Raw genomic sequence first — 20,101 nt, 5'->3', positions numbered from 1 at the left:
CGCGCACGCCACGGCGTGCCATCAGTGTCCTCCTGCGCCATCATTGAAGAAGGAAGCATCATGCCGATCACACCACAAGAAGCCCTGCTGCGCTGCATCGAACACCGCGAAATCTTTCACGACGAAATGCTGTACCTGTTCCGCCAGATCATGTCCGGCGAAATGTCGCCCACCATGATCGCCGCCCTCACCATGGGCTTGCGCGTGAAAAAGGAAACCATCGGCGAAATCGCCGCGGCCGCGCAAGTGATGCGCGAATTTTCCACCAAGGTGCCCATGGCCGACACCACCAACCTGCTCGACATCGTCGGCACGGGCGGTGACGGCGCGCACACGTTCAATATTTCCACCGCCTCGATGTTCGTGGCGGCGGCAGCCGGCGCGCGCGTGGCCAAGCATGGCGGGCGCAGCGTCTCTTCCTCGTCCGGCAGCGCCGACGTGCTGGACTCGCTGGGCGTCAACATCAACCTGCAGCCCGAGCAGATCGCCCAGTCGATCGCGCAAACGGGCATCGGCTTCATGTATGCGCCCAACCACCACGCGGCCATGAAACATGCGGCGCCCGTGCGCAAGGAACTGGGCGTGCGCACCATTTTCAATATCCTGGGCCCCTTGACCAATCCCGCCGGCGCGCCGAACATTTTGATGGGCGTGTTCCACGCCGACCTGGTCGGCATCCAGGTGCGCGTGCTGCAGCGCCTGGGCGCGCAGCACGCCATCGTCGTGTATGGCCGCGACAACATGGATGAAGTGTCGCTGGGCGCGGCCACCATGGTCGGTGAACTGGTCAACGGCGAAATCCGTGAATATGAAATCCATCCCGAAGACTTCGGCATGTCGATGATCGCCAGCCGCAACCTGAAGGTGGCCGATTCCGTGGAATCGAAAGCCAAGATGATGGAAGCGCTGCGCGGCGAGCCCGGTGCCGCCGCCGACATCGTGGCCCTGAACGCGGGCACGGCGCTGTACGCGGCCGGCGTGGCCAGTTCGATCGAAGACGGCCTGGCGCGCGCGCGCACCGCTGTCAGTTCGGGCGCGGCCCTGGCGAAACTCGCTCAATTCGTGCAGGTCACGCAACAGCTGGGCACCCCGGCGCAAGCGTAAGCTGCCGCCCTCCTTTATAGAATAGCGACCATCATGTCCGACATACTCGATAAAATCCTGGCCGTGAAAGCCGATGAAGTGGCAAAGGCCAAGGCCCGCCGCAGTCTGGCCAGCCTGCGCGGCGACGTGGAAAGCGACAGCGCCCTGCGCGCCGGCCTGCGCGGCTTCGAAGCGAGCCTGCGCCAACACATCGCCGCCGGCAAGCCCGGCATCATCGCCGAAGTGAAAAAGGCGTCGCCATCGAAAGGGGTCATTCGCGCCGACTTCCACCCGTCTGATATCGCCGCCAGCTATGCCGCGCATGGCGCAGCCTGCCTGTCCGTGCTGACGGACGAGCAGTTCTTCCAGGGATCCGTGGAGTACCTGCAGCAGGCGCGCGCCGCCTGCGCCATCCCCGTGCTGCGCAAGGATTTCATGGTCGACATGTACCAGATCTATGAAGCGCGCGCCATGGGCGCCGACTGCATCCTCCTGATCGTCGCGGCGCTCGACCATGGCCTGATGGCCGAAATGGAAGCGTGCGCCCACGAACTGGGCATGGGCGTGCTGATCGAAAGCCACGATGGCGACGAACTGACGGCGGCCCTGAAACTCAAGAGCGCATTGATCGGCATCAACAACCGCAACCTGCGCACCTTCGAAACGTCGCTCGACACGACCATCAAGCTGTTACCGCGCATCCCGCAAGACAAATTGATCATCACGGAATCGGGCATCCACGGCACGGCCGACGTGCAACGCATGCGCGATGCGCACATCCACAGCTTCCTCGTGGGCGAAGCGTTCATGCGCGCGCCCGACCCCGGCGTGGAGCTGGAACGCCTGTTCAGCTAAACCATGGTAGGCTGGTAGCATGAGACACGGAATTATCGTCCTTGCCGCCGCCAGCCTGCTGTCGGCCTGCCAGACCGCGGCCCCGCCGGCGGTGAGCACGTCCACGCCCACGTCCCCTCGCACGCCGGCCGCGATACAGCTCGCGGACAGCACCGACGCCTACAAATCGCTGGTGGCGCAGCAGATCATGGCCGCCAACAGTGCCTACACGTTCAGCGGGCGCCTGCCGCCCATGCTCCCTGCCATCGTCGTGCTCGACCTGAGCGTGGGCCCGGACGGCGAACTGAAAAGCGTGCACGTGCACCGTTCGCGCGACAGCGAAGCATCGGCCGCGGCGCTGGCCGCCGTGCGGCGCGTGCCCACCCTCTTTCCGCCAGCGGCACACCTGATGCACCGCCACGCCCGGACCTTCGATTTCTCCGAAACCTTCCTGTTCAACGACCAGTACCAATTCCAGCTGCGGACCTTGTCCGGTCCACAGTAAACGCGGCGGTATCGAGTTCGATACGGTCGCGTCCCCGTTCCTTGGCCAGGTACAGGGCCGCATCAGCGCGCGACAACAGCTGTTCCAGCCCTTCCACCACCGACGCCTGGCAAGCGACGCCGATGCTGACCGTACACGGCGGCAGCCCTGTATGACTGGGCTCGCGCAGCAAGGCACGGATGCGTTCGGCCACGCCCAACGCATTATGCGCCGGCATGTCCGGCATCAGCACGACGAACTCCTCGCCGCCGAAACGCGCCACGCAATCCGATTCGCGCAAGGCGCCCTTGATAACGGTGGCCACATGCGCCAGCACCCGGTCACCCACCGCGTGACCGTGGCGGTCATTGATCAATTTGAAGTAATCGAGGTCGATGCTGAGCAATGTCAACGGCAAGCGGCGGCGGCGCAGATTGTCTATCTCGCGCGCATAGGCGTCGCCAAAGCCGCGCCGGTTCAGCACCTGGGTCAGCGGATCATGGGTCGAGCGGCGCTCCAGTATCTGCTGCAGGCGGCGCGTCGCCATCGTCATGAAGCCCACCGTCAGCAGCAGCGCCATGAAATTGGCGACCGCCAGATAGATGCCGGCCGGCGTGCCGGCCACCGTCAGGTTCACGCTGGCGCCGCCATGCAGCAAGGCAGACACGCCGCGCGCCAGCACCACGACGGCTTGCATCAGCATCAGCGCGGCAAAGAAAAAACTCGAGAAATGGCGCTCGCCGTGGCGCCACACCAGTTGCACCTGGCGCGCATAAAACAGGAAGACCAGCAGGGAAAAGACCGCCACGCGCGCCGAGAAATCGGGGTGCGCCAGCAACCACCAGCTATTGCCGGCGATGGCCAGGGCAAGTATCAGCAGATAGGCGCGGCGGCTGGGCGCCAGGCCAAAGAATTTTTCCGTGCCCAGCATCGACAGGCCGATGCCGGCCACCAGCGCCGCATTGGCCGCGATCATGGACAATGCCGGCGGCAGCACTTCGCGGGTGCCGAACAGCAGGGACGCGCACACCAGCAACAGCAAGCCGGCCGCCCAATGCCCCAGGCCATGCACCTCGCGCCGGAAACTGCGATACACCGAGAACATGACGATGCTCATCGCCCCGCACATCAGCGTGGTCATCAGCATAATCGTTCGAGGATCGAGGGTTTGCACGTTGGGCGCGATCTAAAAGAAGCGGTTCGGCAATTTTAGTTTAGTTAAAGAAAAATTAGTTCATTTGCAGTAAATATGATGGCAAGCCGCCAGTTTCACCGGATAAGTTGCATTTGGGAAATTGCTGCTTGAAATAAAAACCGGCCAGTGACGGCCGGTTTTCTGTCTTACTGCATGAGCATCATGCCGCGCTAGGACGCTTCGGCCCCGTGGCTTTCTTCGGCGCCGGCAGCAGCGCCAGGCTGACGCCGGGCACGCGGTCGCCTTGCAAGACGGCTGCAAACGTCATCAGCTCGTCGCGGCGGAAGGCGTGGATGGCCACCTTGGCGCCGACGGCGTAGCGGCCCAGCAAGGTGTCCAGGTTGGCAGGGTTACCCGTCACGCGCAAGCCATCGATGGCCACCAGTACGTCGCCCGCCGACAAACCGGCCACGTGCGCCGCGCCGCCCTGGTGCACCTGCGCCAGCTTGGCATCGTTGCCGTCGCGGCCCAGGTTGACGTCCAGGCTGGCCTTTTCCGCCTTGCGCGCGTCGCTGTATTTCACGCCGAACGGCGCCAGCAGGCGCGCCAGCGGCACGTCGTCCGTGCCGCGGATGTAGCGCTCGAAGAAGGGCTTCATCCGCGTGCCCGCAATTTCATCGAACAGGGCTTCGACTTCGGCCGGCGTCACGCCGCGGCCTTTGCCTTCTCCCTTGCCCTTGTAGAAATCGCGGCCATAACGCTGCCACAAGGCCTGCATCACGTCGTCCAGCGACTTTTCACCATTCGTCTTCGTGCGCAGTGTCAGATCGAAGGCCAGCGCGATCAGCGAACCCTTGGTGTAGTAGCTGACGATGGCGTTCGGCGCGTTTTCATCCTGGCGGTAGTACTTGCCCCAGGCGTCGAAGCTGGAATCGGCCACGCTTTGCTTCGTGCGGCCGCTGCCGCGCAGCACGCTGTTGACGGTTTTCCCCAGCAATTTGAAATAGGTCGCTTCATCGATCAGGCCAGCGCGCACCAGCATCAGGTCGTCGTAATAGCTGGTGAAGCCCTCGAATAGCCACAGCAGCGGCGAATAGCTTTCCGCCTGCAGGTTGTACGGCGCGAAGGCGGCCGGCTTGATGCGCTTGACGTTCCAGGTGTGGAAGTACTCGTGGCTGCACAAGCCCAGGAATTTCAGGTAGCCATCGCCGATTTCCGTGCTGTTTGAAGCCGTCGTCGGCAGGTCGGCGCGCGCGCAGATCAGCGCCGTCGAGGCGCGGTGTTCCAGGCCGCCGTATCCGTCGCCGACGGCCATGGTCATGAACACATAGCGGTCCATCGGCGCTTTCTTTGTCTTTGGCTCGAAGAAGGCGATCTGCGTTTCGCAGATGGCTTTCAGGTCGCGGCACAGGCGGTCCAGGTCCAGGTTCGGCACCTTGCCCGTGACGACGATATCGTGCGGCACGCCATGCGCGGTGAAGGTGGCCAGCGCGAAGTCGCCCATCTCCACCGGGTGGTCGATCAGCTCGTCGTAGTTGGCCGCCTGGTAGCTGCCGAATCCATAGCGTTTCGCTTTCAGTTCCGGCAGGGTGGTGGCCACTTTCCACGTCTTGCAGGCCGCATCCTTCGGCTGCACGATATGCACTTCATGCGGCTCGGCCTCCTGGCCCAGCACGCGCAGGAACACGCTGGTGCCGTTGAAGAAGCCGTGATTCTGGTCCAGGTGGGCGGCGCGCACGGACAAATCCCAGGCATACACGTCATATTCGACGGTCAACGGGCCCTTGCACGGGGCGGCTTGCCACGAATGCTTGTCCAGCTTGGTCAGCGCCACGGCCTTGCCATCGGACTCGGCGCGGATGCTGACGATATTGCGCGAAAATTCGCGGATCATGTAGCTGCCCGGAATCCAGGCCGGCAAGGCAAATACCTGACCGATGGCGGCCGGCGACTTGACGGTCAACGTCACCTTGAACATGTGACCGGCCAGGTCAGCGGCGGCAATGCTGTAGATGATGCCGGCGGCCGGTGTGGCTTTCACTGCGGTTTTTGCCGCGGCTTTGCTTGTGGCTTTGCCGCTTGCCTTGGCTCCCGCCTTGGCGGTGATTTTTTGAATCGGTGCTTTCTTCATGTTTTCCTCGTGTCTGGCATGGATGTTCTACAATCGCCCGGGCGCGCCAGGCGCCGGCGACAAATCGTCAGGTGTATCAATATCGCGCAAGATGCCGCTGTCGTCCACTGCTACTTCGCACACGGCATGGCTGTTGACGATGCTGCGCGCGCCCTGGTCGCCATCGAGTGCCAGCAGCAGCGGCAAGTGAAAGGCGCTGAACGCGACAGGATTGCCGCGCCGTCCCCGGAACACGGGCACGGCGATGCGCGCGCCATCGCCGATGGCGTGCGACAAGGCGGCGATTGTAGCCGCTTCCACACTCGGCATGTCGCCCAGCGCGATCAGCCAGCCCGGCGCGCCGCGCACGTGACCGATGGCGCAGGTGAGCGAGGCGGCCATGCCCGTGTCGGCATCATGGCAGACGCGCACCTCGCAGCCCAGCGCACCGAGCTGGCGCGCGACCTCGGCATCGTCGGGGCGCACCACGGCCAGCACGCGCGGCAAGGCAGCCAGCATATTCCTCGCTGCCGCCACCACCACCGGCAGACCCGCGTGCGGTCCTTCCGCCAATGGCTGCAATAATTTGTTCTGCACGCCGGAAGGGTCAAACCTGCGTCCCCTTCCGGCTGCCAGCAAGATGCCGACCGTGCTCAAAAATCCGCTACCGTCATGCGGCCGCCAAATCGAATGGCAGCTTGCGCAGGCGCTTGCCCGTCAGGGCGAACAGCGCGTTGGCGAAGGCGGGCGCCAGCGGCGGCACGCCCGGCTCGCCCATGCCCGTCGGCGCATCGCCCGACGGCACCAGGTGCACCTCGATCACCGGCATGTCGGGCATGCGCGGCACGGGGTAGTCGCCGAAGTTCTGCTGCTCCACCACGCCATCCTTGAGCGTGATGGCCGCGCCGGGAATCGTCATGCCCAGCGCCATCAGCGCGGCGCCCTGCACTTGCGCCTCGATCGTCAGCGGATTGACGGCCAGGTTGCAATGCACGCCCGCCCACACCTGGTGCAGCTTGGGCGCGCCTTGCACCACCGACGCCGTCACCACGTAGGCAACCACGGAATTGAACGATTCATGCATGGCCACGCCCCAGGCTTGCCCCTTCGGCAGCTTCTTCTTGCCGTAGCCGGACTTGGCCACGGCCAGGTCCAGGGCGGCGATGTGGCGCGTATGCTTGGCGTCGATCAGCTGCTTGCGGTAGGCGACGGGGTCCATCTTCGCCACGTGCGCCGCCTCGTCGATCAGGGTTTCCATGACGAAGGCCGTGTGCGTCGAGCCGACGGAGCGCCACCACAGCACGGGCACGTTCGCCTTGGCCGTGTGCACGGACAGTTTCATCGGCAGGGTGTACGGCTCGCCCATGCCTTCGACCATGGTGCCGTCGACGCCATTTTTCACCATGAAGGCTTCGAACGGCGTGCCGGCCATGATGGACTGGCCCACGATGGTATGGTCCCAGGCGAGGATTTTCCCTTTGGCGTCGAGGCCGATCTGCGCGCGGTGCACGTGCGACGGCCGGTAGTAGCCGCCCTTGATGTCATCCTCGCGGCTCCACATCAGCTTTAACGGGCCGCCCTTGCCCGCCGCCCTGTATGCCTTGGCGACGTTGACGGCTTCGACCACGTAGTCGGACGAGGGCACGGCGCGCCGGCCAAAGCCGCCGCCGGCCATCATCGTGTGCAGGGTGACCTGCTCCGGTTTCAGGCCCGAGGTCGCCGCGATGGCCGCCTGGTCGCCCGTCTGGAATTGCGAACCGACCCACATCGTGCATTTGTCTGCCTGCAGGTCAACGACGCAATTGAGCGGCTCCATCGGCGCATGCGCCAGGTAGGGGAATTCATACACGGCTTCGATCTTTTTCGGCGCCGAGGCCAGCTTGGCCATGTCGGCAGGTCTGGCGACGGTGCCCGGCGTTTTCGCCAGCGCCTTGAAGGCGGCCAGCTGCTTGTCGCTGCTGACCTTTTCCACGGCGCTCGTGTCCCATTCGATCACCAGCGCGTCGCGCCCCTGTTTGGCCGGCCAGTAGCCTTCGGCGATGACGGCCACGCCGCTGCCGCCACGGTCGGTTTTGACTTCCAGCACGTCCAGCACGCCCTTGATGGCTTTCGCCTTGCTGGCGTCGAATTTCGCCACTTTCGCGCCAAACACGGGCGGGCGCGCCACCATGGCCACTTTCGCACCAGGAGGCTTGAAGTCGATGCCGAACTGCTGCTTGCCCGTGGATTTGGCGGCCGCGTCCAGGCGTTTCACTGGCTTGCCGATGATGGCAAAGTCGCGCGGGTCCTTCAGCTTGACAGTGACGGGGACTGGCTGGCGCATGGCAGCGTCGGCAAATTCGCCATACGTGGCCTTTTGTCCGCCGGGGCCATACAGCACGCCCTTGGCGGCGCGCACCTGGTCAGGGCTGACTTTCCATTGTGCGGCGGCGGCGCCCACCAGCATGGCGCGCGCCTTGGCGCCGATTTCGCGGTACTGCGTAAACGAATGGGCGATGCTGCCCGAACCGCCCGTCATCTGCATGCCGTAGGCGGCATCCTTGTACTGCTCGCCGGCAGGCGCCAGCGCGCCGTGCACCAGGCTCCAGTCGGCGTCGAGTTCCTCGGCGATCAGCATGGGCAAGCTCGTTTGCACGCCCTGGCCAAATTCCAGCCGGTTCACCTGCACCGTCACCGTGTTATCGGGGGCGATGTGCAGGAAAGCGTTTGGCGCGTACACGGGCTTGGCGGGTGCGGCATCGGCCGCCTGCGCCAGCTTGCCTGCGCCCGGCAGGAAAAAGCCCAGCATCAAGCCGCCGCCGGCCACTGCGCCCGCCTTCATGAAACCGCGCCGCGACACGCCATCCGCCACGGTAACAGGCGCCGATGCCAGCGCCGCGCCCAGGGTCACCCCGCCATGCTGCAATGCTTCCTGATTCAACCATTCGATACGCATGTCGCTCTCCTCAGGCCAGAGTCTTGGCCGCGTCCTTGATGGCAGCGCGGATCCGTTGATAGGTGCCGCAGCGGCAGATATTGCCGCTCATGGCGCCATCGATGTCGGCATCGCTGGGCGCCTTGTTGGTGCGCAGCAGCGCCGTCGCGCTCATCACCTGGCCGCTTTGACAGTAGCCGCATTGCGGCACGTCGTGCCGCACCCACGCCGCCTGCACGGCCTTGCCCACCTGGTCGTTCTCCATCGCTTCGATGGTGGTGATCTTTTGCGCGCCGACGGAGGAAATCGGCGTGATGCACGAGCGGATGGCCTGGCCGTCGAGGTGCACCGTGCAGGCGCCGCACAGCGCCATGCCGCAGCCGAACTTGGTGCCCGTCATGTTCAGGTTATCGCGCAGCGCCCACAGGATGGGCGTGGAAGGATCGGCATCGACCTGCGTGTCGCGTCCGTTGATATTCAGGGTAATCATCTGCTGCTTCTCCTTTTTGGAATTGTTATGGCGTCTACAAACAACACTTGATGATACGACAGCGGAAAAAAGTGCAAAAAAAAGCGCGCCTTGCGAGGGCGCGCCGTCCAGCCTTCCTGGCGACAGCCCGGATTACTTAATGGTCGAGAATTTCTGTTCCAGCGTTTTCGCATCGACTGCGCCCGGAATGCGGCTGCCGTCGGCAAAGAAGATGGCAGGCGTGCCCGACACGCGCAATTGCTGGCCCAGGGCCAGGATTTTTTCATGCGGATTGGCGCAGGTGGCGGCCACCGTGGCTGGCGCCTTGCCGTTCAACATCCAGTCATCCCATGCCTTGTTGCGGTCCGGCGCGCACCAGACATTGCGCGACTTGACGATGGAGTCCGGCGACAGGATGTTGTACATGAAGGTGTAGACGGTGACGTTGTCGATTTCCTTCAGCGCGTTCTGGCGGAAGCGCTTGCAATAGCCGCAGTTCGGATCTTCGAACACGGCGATCACGCGCTTGCCATTGCCCTTGACGGTCTTCATGGCGGAATCGAGCGGCAAGTCGGAGAATTTGATGCGGTTGACTTCGTCCAGGCGCACCTTGGTCAGGTCTTGCGACGTCTTGGCGTCGAAGACGTGGCCGACGAACAGGTATTGCGCGGCCTTGTCCGTGTACAGGATGTCGCCGCCCGTGCGCACTTCGTACAGGCCGCCGTACGGCGTTTCCTTGACCGAATCGACCTTGGCGCCTTCGCCCAGGCGCGGCTCGATCAGCTTTTTGATGTTCGCTTCCGTTGGCGTTTCCGCGCCGGCGCACGACATCATCAGGCCCGAGGCCAGTACCAATGCGATTCTGCTCATTTTTATCACTATCACTTCTCCACTTGAAACGCCTGGCGGGACTCGCCTCTGGCCCGGCATCGTTATCTCTTTGACAAAACGATCGCCGCAGACCAGCTGCGGCGACCTTGAATTTTCACACCTGCCATTATCCGGCGATATCTTAAGATTCGCTGATATTTACTGATGTCCCAATGCGTGCGCGATCATTTTCCGCTTCAGGGCCGGTAATTTATCCAGCAAGTTTAATCCCAAATTGCGAACCACGCGCAACGGCTCCAGGTCGGCGCCAAATAATCGCGCCAGGCCATCGGTGGCCAGCTGCATCAACAACACGTCTTCCTTGCGCGCGCGCGCATAGCGGGCCAGCACGCGCTCGTCGCCGATGCCGCGGTGCGCTTCGCGTTCAGCGATCGTCTTGACCAGCTGCGCCACGTCGGCAAAACCCAGGTTCATGCCGTGGCCGGCCATCGGGTGCACCACGTGGGCGGCGTCGCCCACCAGGGCCACGCGCGGCGCCACCATGGCGTGCGGGCGCATCAGGGTCAGGGGAAACGCGCGCACCAGTTCCGGCTGCAGCGGCGTCAGCTTGCCCAGTTTGTCATGACAGTAGGCGGCCAGGCGCGCCGCCAGGGCATCGGCCGATTCGGCCATCAAGGTGTCGGCCAGCGCATCGGGCGCCGACCAGACCAGCGAGACGCGGTCGCCCGGCAGCGGCAGCAGCGCGACGATGCCTTCGCTGCCCGTGAACCACTGGTGGGCCGCGCCATGGTGCGGCTTTTCGCAGGCGAAGTTGCTGACCACGCCGCGCTGGCCATAGGAGCGGTAATCGAGGCCGATGTCGCACTGGCCCCGCACCCACGACTGGGCGCCATCCGCGCCCACTACCAATGCGCAAGTGATGGTGTCGCCGCCATCGAGATGCACGATGGCCGAGTCGTTCGTCCATTCCAGGCGGCTGGCGCGGCCCTGCACCACGTTGACGTTCGGCGCGAATTTCAGGGCGGCGTCCAGCGCCTGGCCCAGGTTGCGGTCTTCGACGATCCACGCCAGGGTGCCCACATGGGCGCCATAGGCGTCAAAACCAAGCCCGCCCGCCTGCGCGCCGTCGCCATTGACCAGCATGGCGTCGACGGGCGCCACCCTGTCAGCCTCCAGGGCGCCCCATACCTTCAGCGACGACAGCAACTGGTGCGCCGTGTGATTGAGCGCATACACGCGCACATCCCAGCTGGCTTCGACCGGCTTGGCGGCCGAAAGGGATGTGGGCGCGGGCGGACTCACCGGGGATAACAGGGTGACGCTTTGTCCTGCCTGGGCAAACGCCAGCGCCGTGGTTTTCGCGATGGCGCCATTGCCGACGATGCAAACGTCGCTGTGGCTATGCATGAAGCGCCGCATGGTAGGGGGAGTGGGACTGTTCATGCGGCCATTATAGCGTTTGCCCCACCCTTTTCAGATAGTCCGGAAGTACAGGACGCGTGTCCCAGATCAAGCGATGCCATGAAAGACGGGCAGCACGTGGTCCGCGATCTCCTGCATCGTCTCGGCCAGCGGGCGGCGGTTCTGCCGCAGCTGCAAGCCGATGTGCCGCACGCCGGCGTCGCGCATGGCCGTCAACTCGGCGATCAGGCCATCGCGCCCCGTGCGGGCACCAAAACGGAAGCGCTGCAGCGGCAAATTCGGGGCTTCGTCCAGGTCCAGGTGGATGAAGCTGACGTAGGGTTTATCTTCCCCGGCGACGGCGCGCCATTGCGCCGAGCGCCGCGCATGGTCGTCCGGCGTACCCGGATAGGCGAGCCAGCCATCCATTTGCTCGCCTATCCAGGCGGGCGACTGCTGCGCCAGCCCCGCCACCAGCAGCGGCAAGGGCGCGGACGGCTTGGGCAGCAAACGGATGCCGGGCGGCAGGCGCCTCTCGCCCCAGTCGCGCAGCATGGCCACCTGTTCGCGGAACGCCGCGCCGCGCTGCTCGAAGTCGCGGCCGAAGACGGGATATTCGACAGGACGGTCGCCGCTGGCTACGCCCAGCAGCAAACGTCCGCCGCTCAACTGGTCGACGCTGGCCGCCGCCTTCAGGGTCAAGACGGGCTCGCGCAGGGGCAGCACCACGGCGGCCGTGCCCAGCAAGATGTTCTCCGTGATGCCGGCCAGGTAGCCAAGATAGGTAAACACCTCGAAGACCTGGGCCGCGTCGCCGAACGACGGGTCATACAAAGGCACGTCGCGCAGCCACAGGGCCCTGAAACCGAGGCGGTCGGCCAGCTTGGCCAGCGCCGCATGCTGTTGCAGGTCCGGTTCGCCCGGCACGCGGCCGGACGCCGCATTCGCCTGGCGCCCCGTGGACGACCAGTCATTATCGAGCGGCAGTTCCAGCCCGATGCTGAAACCGCCCTGCCCGAGCTTCGTCATGGCGCCCATATCAATCCCACTGCGGCGCCAAGCCGTCCGGGTTGGCTAGGCGTTCGCCACGCTCCAAGGTCGCCATCTGCGCCATCTCGTCCGGCGACAGGGTGATGCGCTGGAAATGCAGGTTCGCTTCCAGGTTGGCCCGTTTGGTGGACGACGGGATCACGGAAAAGCCCTGCTGCAGCGACCAGCTCAGGGCCACTTGCGCCGGCGTCACGCCATGTTTTACCGCGATGGCCATGATGACGGGATCGACGACCACCTTGCCGTACGCGAGCGGCATATAGGCCGTGATGTGGATGCCCTGGCTACGCGCAAAGTCGATGACGGTGCGGTTTTGCAGGAAGGGGTGGATTTCGACCTGCTGCGTGGCGATTTCAGACGCGCCCACCGCAGCGATGGCTTGCTGCAGCTGCGCATTCGTGAAATTCGATACGCCGATGGCTTTCGTCAGCCCCTGCGCCTTGGCGTCCGCCAGCGCCGCCATGTACTCGGCGACGGGAATGGCGTCCTGCGGCGACGGCCAGTGGATCAGGGTCAGGTCCAGTTGCTCCAGCTGCAGCTTGTGCAGGCTGTCCTTCAGACTGGGAATGAGTTTGTCGCGCTGCAGGTTCTCGATCCATATCTTGGTGGTGACGAACAGCTCGTCGCGCGGGACGGGGCTGGCGGCGATCGCCTGGCCCACTTCGGCTTCATTGCCGTAGATTTGCGCCGTGTCGATATGGCGGTAGCCGACGTCGAGGCCCGTGGTGACGGAATCGATGACGACCTGGCCCTGCAGGCGGAAGGTTCCCAGGCCGATTTCAGGGATGGCGGTGCGATTTGTGGCGGCGTTCATGCGGTAATCCTCTCAAGTCAATGTCGATGGCCACACTATGCGCCCATCCTTTGTTGAGAAAAATACCGCTGATATCAAATCATATTTGACCCACAAGCAAGTAAAACCATGCCCATGCAGGAAATCGGGGAAAAGTCGCAGCCGGCTCTTGCATTCCCGTTTTGGTCTGCTATAATTCGCCACCTTGGCCTGGTAGCTCAGTCGGTAGAGCAGAGGATTGAAAATCCTTGTGTCGGTGGTTCGATTCCGCCCCGGGCCACCAAGAATACGTTTCACGTTCAAAAACGCCACCTTCGGGTGGCGTTTTTGTTTGTGGACTGTCTAGACAACACGCAGGCCGTTTCCGGCCCGCAACCACTCCCCCGGCGCCGTCAGCGCCGGGCAAACATCCCTCTTACCACATCAAATCATCAGGAATCTGGAACGCCGCATACGGATCGTCCTCGTCCACTTCCGTGCTGGCCTGTTTCACGCGCACGACGATGGCGGGGTCGCGTTCGGCGATCTTGTCGGCGATGATGCGCGGCACCAGTTCCACGGCGCCGTTCAGGCAGATGATGACCAGGCGACCCGCCACCAGGTGTGCTTGCACGGCGGCCGTCACGTAGATGCGCTCGATCTTGTTATTAAATGTAAAGTTGTACGGCACGTCGCCGTTGTTGCCCTTGCTCTGGCGGTTCTTTTGCACCATTTGCGCGATCTGCGCCACGATGGCCTTCTGGTTGGCGGCCGCGTCGCGCTGGGCGTTCAGTTCGCGCGCCCGCTCGGCATTCTTGCGCTGGGTCTCGAGCGCGGCCAGGCGCACTTCGTCGACGCTTTGCGTGCCGCTCTTGCGCTCGTCCTTTTTCTGCTTGCTCTTGTCCTGGTTGGCCAGCTTGACCTTCTTCTTGTCGACCAGGCCGGCCTTTAAAAACTGCTCTTGCAACGAGACCATAACTACTCCGTATTGAGGGTGCGCCGGCCAAGGCAGCGGCATCGGCCGGTGGAAAGACGCTAGCATAGCAAAAAACAGGGGCGCTGCCGCCGCAAGATGGCTGCCCGGGCCAGCCGGCGGGCGCGTTCTACCTGCCAGTAACAAAAAGACACACTCGAGTGGAAATTTTGTTGATAAATGTCATATAGTTAGTTACGTTTTGCATATCGGCATTCTCTGCCGATTGCATCGCCCCCTTCCACCGACTGCGTCTACAAGGATTTGCCATGAAACAATTAATCGCCCTCTGCATCGCCGCCGCGTTTGCCAGCACCGCCTTTGCCGCCGCACCGGAAGCGGCGCCTGTCGCCAAGACGGCCCAACAATCGAAGATGACGACCTGCAATGCGGACGCCGCCGGCAAGAAAGGCGATGAACGCAAGACCTTCATGAAGGAATGCCTGAGCGCCAAGCCCGCGCCGGCCATGACGCAGCAAAACAAGATGAAAGCGTGCAATGTCGACGCCAAGGACATGAAGGGCGATGCCCGCAAAGCCTTCATGAAAGAATGCCTGAGCGCGCCGAAGAAATAAGCGCCTCGCCTGTTTGCCCCACAACGCCAGCGTCGATGCTGGCGTTTTTTTTCACGGCGAGGCGTACGCCTGCATGAGGCGGTCAAGGAAACCGAACAGCTGGCCGTTCATGGCGTGCCAGTCGTGGCTGCGCAAGACCGCTGGCGGCTGCACGAAGCGGTGCGGCTCCAGCATGGCCAGTTCGGCTTCCGACGCGGCGATCAGCAATTCGACCACCTCCGGCGTGAACTCCATATGGCACTGGAAGCCGTACACCAGCCTGCCGTATTCGATGATCTGGCGGGGGCAGCCTTCGCTACAGGCGATGACCTTCGCGCTGTCAGTCAGGCCAGGCATGTCGCTATGCCAATGTCCGGTTTCCAGCACGTCGCCGAAATGGGCGAATTTATCGTTTGCCCGTCCTTCCGCCGTCAGCATGACGGGGAACTTGCCGATCTCCTTTTCAGGGCTGTGCGCCTGGCGTGCTCCCAGGGCTGCGCCTATCAGTTGCGCCCCCAGGCAGACGCCGACGACCGCCTTGCCCGCCGCCGCACATGCGGCAATCAGGGCCTGTTCGGCCGCGGCGTCGAAATGCGGGCATTCCTCGCGCGTCGTCGACGGCGATTGCGGCCCGCCCATGACGACCAGCAGGTCGATGTCCGCGATGGACGGGGGCAGCGGCTCATGGGCATGGACGCGGGAATACGTGGCCGCGTAGCCGCGCTCGCGCACCCATGTCTCGTAGGCGCCCGGCGCCTCGAACGCTTCATGCACGATGAAATGGACTTTCATGATGTTCCCTTTCTGTGGCGAGGAATTAAAAAACTATGGCCTTCCCAGCACCTGGGCCAGCACGCCGGCGAACGCCTGCGCGCCCGCTTCATCCATGCTCGACACGGTGATCCGCAATCCCTGCGCCGGCGCCTGCACGCCGAACGCTTCACCACCGCGCACCAGCCAGCCATGCCTGGCCAGCGCCAGCACGGCCGCCTGGCTGCTGCCCGGCAGCGGCAGCCACAGGTTCAAGCCATCGGCAGGACTGGCGCAGACCAGGCCTTGCGCCGCCAGCGCATCGGCCAGGATGCCGCGGCGGCGCGCATAGTCTGCGCGGGCCAGGGCCACCTGCGCCAGCACGTCCGGCGACGACAGGCAGGCGCTCACGGCATCCTGCAAGAGATGGCTGACCCAGTTCGTGCCGGGAGCCAGGCGCAGGCGCAGGCGGCGGGCGGTCTGCCCGTCGCTGGCGACGACGGCCAGGCGCAGGTCGGGGCCGAAGATCTTGGATACCGAACGGACCAGCGCCCAGCGCCGGGCGGCAGGGGGAATCACGTCCCGGTAGCCGGCGACGGACAGCAGCGAAAAATGGTCGTCAACGATGACCAGCACGTTCGGATAAGCGGCCAGCACCGCGCGCAACTGAGCCACGCGCGCCGCGCTCAGGCTGCAGCCGGTCGGGTTGTGCGCGCGCGGCGTCACGATGACGGCTTGCGCGCCTTGCGCCAGCGCCCGTTCCAGCGCTCCGGCCTGCATCCCCTCGGCATCGACCGCCACGCCAACGGCGTGCAGCCCCGCGATGCGCAAGGTGTTGATGCTGCTGACGAAGCAGGGGTCTTCCACGGCCACCTTGTCGCCAGCGACCAGGTACGCGCCCAGCAGGCGCTCCACCGCATCGACCGCCCCATTCGTCAGGGTAATGTCGTGCCCTTCCGGGCAATCGCCGGCCAGCCAGCGCCGCGCCAGGGCTTCCAGCGCCGGGTCCAGCGTGGCCTCGCCATACAGGCGCGGGCGGTAGGGCTTGCGCGCCAGGGCCGCGCCGATATCGGGCAGCCAGGCCAGGTTCGGATTGCCGCCGCCCAGGTCGGCCAGCGGCGAGCCGGGCAGCAGGCCTTCCTGCTCGCCAGGATCGCGCTGGGCGCGGATGGCCGTGCCCAGGCGCCCTTGCGTGACCGCGATCCCGGCCGTCACCAGGCGCTTGTACGCCAGCGACACGGTATTGCGGTTGACGCCCAAGGTCGCCGCCAGCTCGCGCACGGTCGGCAGCGCCTGGCCCGGCGGCAGTTCGCCCGCCTGCGTCAGCGCGCGGATGCTGTCGAACAGCTGCGCCGCGGTTTTCCCTGTCATCTTCATGATGGTCTCAGACATGATATATTTTGGCATAGGACAATCATACATCACTGCGGCGACTCCTGCCGCTCATAAGGCTGACACAAGGCTGACACATGAACAATGACACTCCCCTGCCCACTCCCACCATGCACGCGCAGCATGGGCGCTGGCCGCAGGCCGTTTCCGTGGACGACTTCCGCCGCAATCTGGCGGCGGTGCATGTGCGCATGGCGGCCGCATGCCAGCGGGTCGGGCGCGATCCGGCCGGCGTGCGCCTGCTGCCCGTCAGCAAGACCAAGCCCGAGGCGAGCCTGCGCCTGGCCTATGCCGCGGGTTGCCGCCTGCTGGGGGAAAACAAGCCGCAGGAAGCGGGCCGCAAGTGGGAAGCGATGGCGGACCTGGCCGACCTGCAATGGTCGGTGATCGGCCATTTACAGACCAACAAGGCCAAGCTGGTGGCGCGCTTTGCCAGCGAGTTCCAGGCGCTCGACAGCCTGCGCGTGGCCGAGGCGCTGGAACGGCGCCTGCAAGCGGAAGGGCGCGGGCTCGACGTATTCGTGCAAGTGAACACGTCGGGCGAAGCCAGCAAGTACGGCTTGCCGCCGGACGAGGTGGCTGCTTTCCTGCGCCAGCTGTCCGCCTTCCCGGCGCTGCGGGTGCGCGGATTCATGACATTGGCCCTGTTGTCGGCGGAAGCGGTGCGTGTGCGCCGCTGCTTCGTGCTGCTGCGCGAACTGCGCGACCGGCTGCGCCAGGACGCCCCGCCTGGCGTCAGCCTCGACGAGCTGTCGATGGGCATGTCCGGCGATTATGAAATCGCCATCGAAGAAGGCGCCACCGTCGTGCGGGTCGGCCAGGCCATCTTCGGCGCGCGGGACACGCCGGACAGCCACTACTGGCCCACGGCGCAGACGGAGTAGGCGGCCCGACGCGCCCCGCAGGTAGCCGCGCAGTCAACCATGCCGAATGATCAAGATGACATGCATAAAGATAGCGCGTAATATTTTTACCATACTGCTCAGCTCGGCAGCACAGCTCCTGGGGAAAGGACGGCAGCGTGGCCGCGTCAAACGATCTCGCGCACTGGCGCGGACAGATTTTTTCGCGCCTGCTGCAGGTGGTGTTGCTGCTTGGCATCATCACCGCCATTCCCAGCGCCTTGCTGGCGGCGCGCGAAGCTATCTGGTCCATAGTCGCCCTCGACGTGCTGGCCATCGGCTGGGTCGGTCTCATCTGGCATCTGCGCGCCATGCCCTACCGCTGGCGCGTGTGGCAATTCCTCATCGTCGCCTACCTGGTGGGCGTGGGCCTGCTGTTGAAAATCGGCCCCGTCAGCCAGATCTACATGATGCTCATGCCCGTGCTGGCGGCCCTGCTGCTGGGGATGCGGCCAGCCTTGTCGACCCTAGCCCTGACTTCGCTGACCATCTTTTTCCTCGGCTTGCATCCCGACGTCGCCCTGCACGTGCAGGGCGTGCCCGACTCCCCCGTGCTGCGCGCGCTGATCGTGGCCCTGAACTTCCTGTTCATCGCCGCCGTGCTGACCCTGTCCTGCGCCTTCCTGCTGCGCCACCTGGAACGCAGCAGCCAGGCCCTGTCGCAGCTGAACGCCGATCTGCGTTTGACGGCCACGGCGCTGGCCCGCCTGAACGACATGGTGATGCTCGCCGAAGTGACCGATGCCCCCGGCGGCGCGGCGCCAGCCACGCGCATCATCTTCGTCAACGACGCCTTCGAGCGCAGCAGCGGCTATGCGCGCGCCGAAGTGCTGGGCCGCAGCCTGCTGTTCCAGCAGGGCCCCGCCACCGATGCGGGCGAACTGGCGCGCGTCGCCGCCGCCATGGCCAATGCCCAGCCGGCCAGGGCGGAATTGCTCAATTACAACAAGGCCGGCAAGGCGTACTGGGTCGAAGCGGAACTGGCGCCGTTCACGGATGCGGACGGCAAGCAGACGCACTGGGTGGCCGTCGAGCGCGAAATCGACGAGCGCAAGAAATCGGAAGCGGACATCCACCGCCTGGCCTTCTACGACGTGCTGACGGGCCTGCCCAACCGGCGCCTGCTGATGGACCGCATCGGCCACCTGCTGGCCGCCGCGCCGCGAGGGAATACCATCAGCGCGCTGATGTTCATCGACCTCGACCACTTCAAGCACATCAACGACGCGCGCGGCCACGCCACCGGCGACGCGCTGCTGCGCCTGGCCGGCGAACGGCTGGCGCAGCTGATGCGCAAGGCCGACACGGTGGCGCGCATCGGCGGCGACGAATTCGTCGTGCTGCTGGCGCACCTGGCCGAAGACCTCGACAGCGCCGCCCGCGCGGCGGCCCAGGTGGCCGAGAAAATCCGCGCCGCCATCGCGCGCGACTTCGATATCGACGGGCAGTCCTATCATTGCAGCGCCAGCATCGGCGTGACCCTGCTGCCGAAAGCGGGCCAGCAGGCGCACGACCTGCTGCGCGAAGCGGACATCGCCATGTACCGCGCCAAGGCGGAAGGACGCAACGGCATCGCCTTCTTTGAAGCGGCCATGCAGGCGGGCGTGGAACGCCGCCTGACCCTGGAACGGGCGCTGGCGCGCGCCCTCGATGCCCATGCACTGTGCATGCACGTGCAGCCGCAGGTCGACCGCCATGGCCGGGTGACGGGCGCCGAATTGCTGATGCGCTGGCCGCAGGCGGACGGCAGCCATATCGCGCCCGGCATCTTCATTCCCATCGCCGAGGAATCGGGGCTGATCGTCAGGCTCGGGCACTGGGCACTGCGCGAGGCGTGCCGCGCCGCCGCCATGCTGGCGCGGGCGGGGCAGCCCGTCGCCCTGTCTGTAAATGTCAGTCCGGCCCAGTTTCGCCAGCCCGATTTCGCCGCCCGCGTGCAGGCGGCGCTGGCCGAACACGGCACGCCGGCCGGCGCCCTGATCCTGGAACTGACGGAAGGCCTGCTGATCGACCAGCGCGACGCCTCGCTGGCGCGCATGCGCGAACTGGCGGCCCTCGGCATCCGCTTTTCCATCGACGATTTCGGCACCGGCTATTCCAGCCTCGCCTACCTGACCTCGATGCCGCTGTACGAACTCAAAATCGACAAGCGCTTCATCGACGACACGCCGCACGATGCGCGCGACACGGCCATCGTGCAAGCGATACTGGCCATGGCGCGCCACCTGGGCTTGCGCGTGGTGGCCGAAGGCGTGGAAACGCAGGAGCAGGCCGACTTCCTGCTCGCCCACGATTGCGACGGCTTGCAAGGCTATCTGTATGCGCGGCCCATGCCTCTGGACGACTTTCTGGCCTGGCTGGCCCGGTATCAGGCTTAGCTTTCCGACATTTCCTGTACGAAACTCCTCCGCTAGAATACCGGCCTCATAGCCTGTACCTTCACCATC

At 64.8% G+C, this 20,101-nt stretch carries 18 protein-coding genes and 1 tRNA gene; 7 read left to right on the top strand and 12 right to left on the bottom strand.

The annotated features are described in order from the left end of the window. Window positions 1-60: 60 nt before the first annotated feature. From trpD to O3299_RS24120, 3 genes are read left to right on the top strand one after another with little or no spacing between them, the layout of a single operon-like run. On the top strand, window positions 61-1,104 hold the full coding sequence (gene trpD / locus O3299_RS24130; protein WP_289899385.1) for an anthranilate phosphoribosyltransferase: 1,044 nt from the start codon (window positions 61-63) through the stop codon (window positions 1,102-1,104). Window positions 1,105-1,137: 33 nt separating this feature from the next. Continuing rightward, a complete protein-coding gene (gene trpC / locus O3299_RS24125; RefSeq protein WP_099665567.1) occupies window positions 1,138-1,938 on the top strand; it encodes an indole-3-glycerol phosphate synthase TrpC in 801 nt (266 codons plus the stop codon). A gap of 19 nt (window positions 1,939-1,957) precedes the next feature. Continuing rightward, on the top strand, window positions 1,958-2,422 hold the full coding sequence (locus tag O3299_RS24120) for a hypothetical protein (RefSeq protein WP_305063360.1): 465 nt from the start codon (window positions 1,958-1,960) through the stop codon (window positions 2,420-2,422). On the opposite strand, the gene O3299_RS24115 is transcribed toward O3299_RS24120, so the two are convergent. The 9 genes from O3299_RS24115 to dkgB form a co-directional block, all read right to left on the bottom strand. Next, a complete protein-coding gene (locus O3299_RS24115) occupies window positions 2,373-3,542 on the bottom strand; it encodes a GGDEF domain-containing protein (RefSeq protein WP_305053958.1) in 1,170 nt (389 codons plus the stop codon). The two genes, O3299_RS24120 and O3299_RS24115, sit on opposite strands and share 50 nt — an antisense overlap. Window positions 3,543-3,756: 214 nt before the next feature. Next, window positions 3,757-5,667 (bottom strand): M61 family metallopeptidase, encoded by a 1,911-nt coding sequence (locus O3299_RS24110; protein ID WP_305053957.1) that lies wholly within the window; start codon window positions 5,665-5,667, stop codon window positions 3,757-3,759. A gap of 27 nt (window positions 5,668-5,694) precedes the next feature. Then, window positions 5,695-6,303, bottom strand: coding sequence for a nucleotidyltransferase family protein (locus O3299_RS24105; protein WP_305053956.1), 609 nt, complete (start codon window positions 6,301-6,303; stop codon window positions 5,695-5,697). Window positions 6,304-6,316: 13 nt separating this feature from the next. Further along, window positions 6,317-8,581: a xanthine dehydrogenase family protein molybdopterin-binding subunit gene (locus tag O3299_RS24100; RefSeq protein ID WP_305063359.1), complete on the bottom strand. Its 2,265-nt coding sequence runs from the start codon at window positions 8,579-8,581 to the stop codon at window positions 6,317-6,319. A gap of 10 nt (window positions 8,582-8,591) precedes the next feature. Further along, window positions 8,592-9,050 carry a (2Fe-2S)-binding protein gene (locus tag O3299_RS24095; protein WP_099665572.1) on the bottom strand — a complete coding sequence of 153 codons (459 nt, stop codon included), beginning with the start codon at window positions 9,048-9,050 and terminating at the stop codon, window positions 8,592-8,594. Window positions 9,051-9,182: 132 nt separating this feature from the next. Beyond that, window positions 9,183-9,899 carry a DsbC family protein gene (locus tag O3299_RS24090; RefSeq protein ID WP_034785648.1) on the bottom strand — a complete coding sequence of 239 codons (717 nt, stop codon included), beginning with the start codon at window positions 9,897-9,899 and terminating at the stop codon, window positions 9,183-9,185. A 159-nt stretch (window positions 9,900-10,058) separates the two neighbouring features. Beyond that, entirely contained in the window at window positions 10,059-11,303 is a 1,245-nt protein-coding gene (locus tag O3299_RS24085; protein ID WP_305063358.1) for an FAD-dependent monooxygenase, read from the bottom strand. A 66-nt stretch (window positions 11,304-11,369) separates the two neighbouring features. Then, on the bottom strand, window positions 11,370-12,290 hold the full coding sequence (locus O3299_RS24080; RefSeq protein WP_370385308.1) for an LLM class oxidoreductase: 921 nt from the start codon (window positions 12,288-12,290) through the stop codon (window positions 11,370-11,372). Window positions 12,291-12,300: 10 nt separating this feature from the next. Beyond that, on the bottom strand, window positions 12,301-13,125 hold the full coding sequence (dkgB, locus tag O3299_RS24075; protein ID WP_305063356.1) for a 2,5-didehydrogluconate reductase DkgB: 825 nt from the start codon (window positions 13,123-13,125) through the stop codon (window positions 12,301-12,303). 186 nt (window positions 13,126-13,311) lie between these two features. On the opposite strand from dkgB, the gene O3299_RS24070 reads away from it, so the two are divergent. After that, window positions 13,312-13,387, top strand: a tRNA-Phe gene (locus tag O3299_RS24070). Between the two features lie 132 nt (window positions 13,388-13,519). Here the strand turns inward: O3299_RS24070 and O3299_RS24065 are convergent. Beyond that, on the bottom strand, window positions 13,520-14,059 hold the full coding sequence (locus O3299_RS24065; protein ID WP_077399286.1) for a DUF2058 domain-containing protein: 540 nt from the start codon (window positions 14,057-14,059) through the stop codon (window positions 13,520-13,522). Between the two features lie 266 nt (window positions 14,060-14,325). On the opposite strand from O3299_RS24065, the gene O3299_RS24060 reads away from it, so the two are divergent. After that, window positions 14,326-14,631 (top strand): PsiF family protein, encoded by a 306-nt coding sequence (locus O3299_RS24060; RefSeq protein ID WP_046682222.1) that lies wholly within the window; start codon window positions 14,326-14,328, stop codon window positions 14,629-14,631. 51 nt (window positions 14,632-14,682) lie between these two features. Here O3299_RS24060 and O3299_RS24055 read toward each other — a convergent pair whose 3' ends face one another. Together O3299_RS24055 and ptsJ are read right to left on the bottom strand one after the other, a co-directional pair. Continuing rightward, window positions 14,683-15,402, bottom strand: a complete 720-nt coding sequence (locus O3299_RS24055; protein WP_099665576.1) for a GMP synthase — start codon at window positions 15,400-15,402, stop codon at window positions 14,683-14,685. Between the two features lie 33 nt (window positions 15,403-15,435). Beyond that, entirely contained in the window at window positions 15,436-16,737 is a 1,302-nt protein-coding gene (gene ptsJ / locus O3299_RS24050; RefSeq protein WP_305063364.1) for a transcriptional regulator PtsJ, read from the bottom strand. A gap of 92 nt (window positions 16,738-16,829) precedes the next feature. Here ptsJ and O3299_RS24045 point away from each other — a divergent pair, with 92 nt between their 5' ends. Together O3299_RS24045 and O3299_RS24040 are read left to right on the top strand one after the other, a co-directional pair. After that, the gene (locus O3299_RS24045) at window positions 16,830-17,636 is read left to right on the top strand and encodes a YggS family pyridoxal phosphate-dependent enzyme (RefSeq protein WP_305063355.1); all 807 of its coding nucleotides are present in this window, start codon (window positions 16,830-16,832) and stop codon (window positions 17,634-17,636) included. Between the two features lie 137 nt (window positions 17,637-17,773). Further along, complete coding sequence (locus O3299_RS24040) at window positions 17,774-20,032, top strand: bifunctional diguanylate cyclase/phosphodiesterase (protein ID WP_305063354.1); 2,259 nt, start codon at window positions 17,774-17,776, stop codon at window positions 20,030-20,032. The last annotated feature ends 69 nt before the right edge of the window (window positions 20,033-20,101 follow it).

The sequence above is a fragment of the Janthinobacterium sp. SUN176 genome (assembly GCF_030587335.1).
GTDB lineage: Bacteria > Pseudomonadota > Gammaproteobacteria > Burkholderiales > Burkholderiaceae_D > Janthinobacterium > Janthinobacterium kumbetense.
Note: the sequence above shows the minus strand (reverse complement) of the source record. Positions and strands in the feature narration are given on the sequence as shown.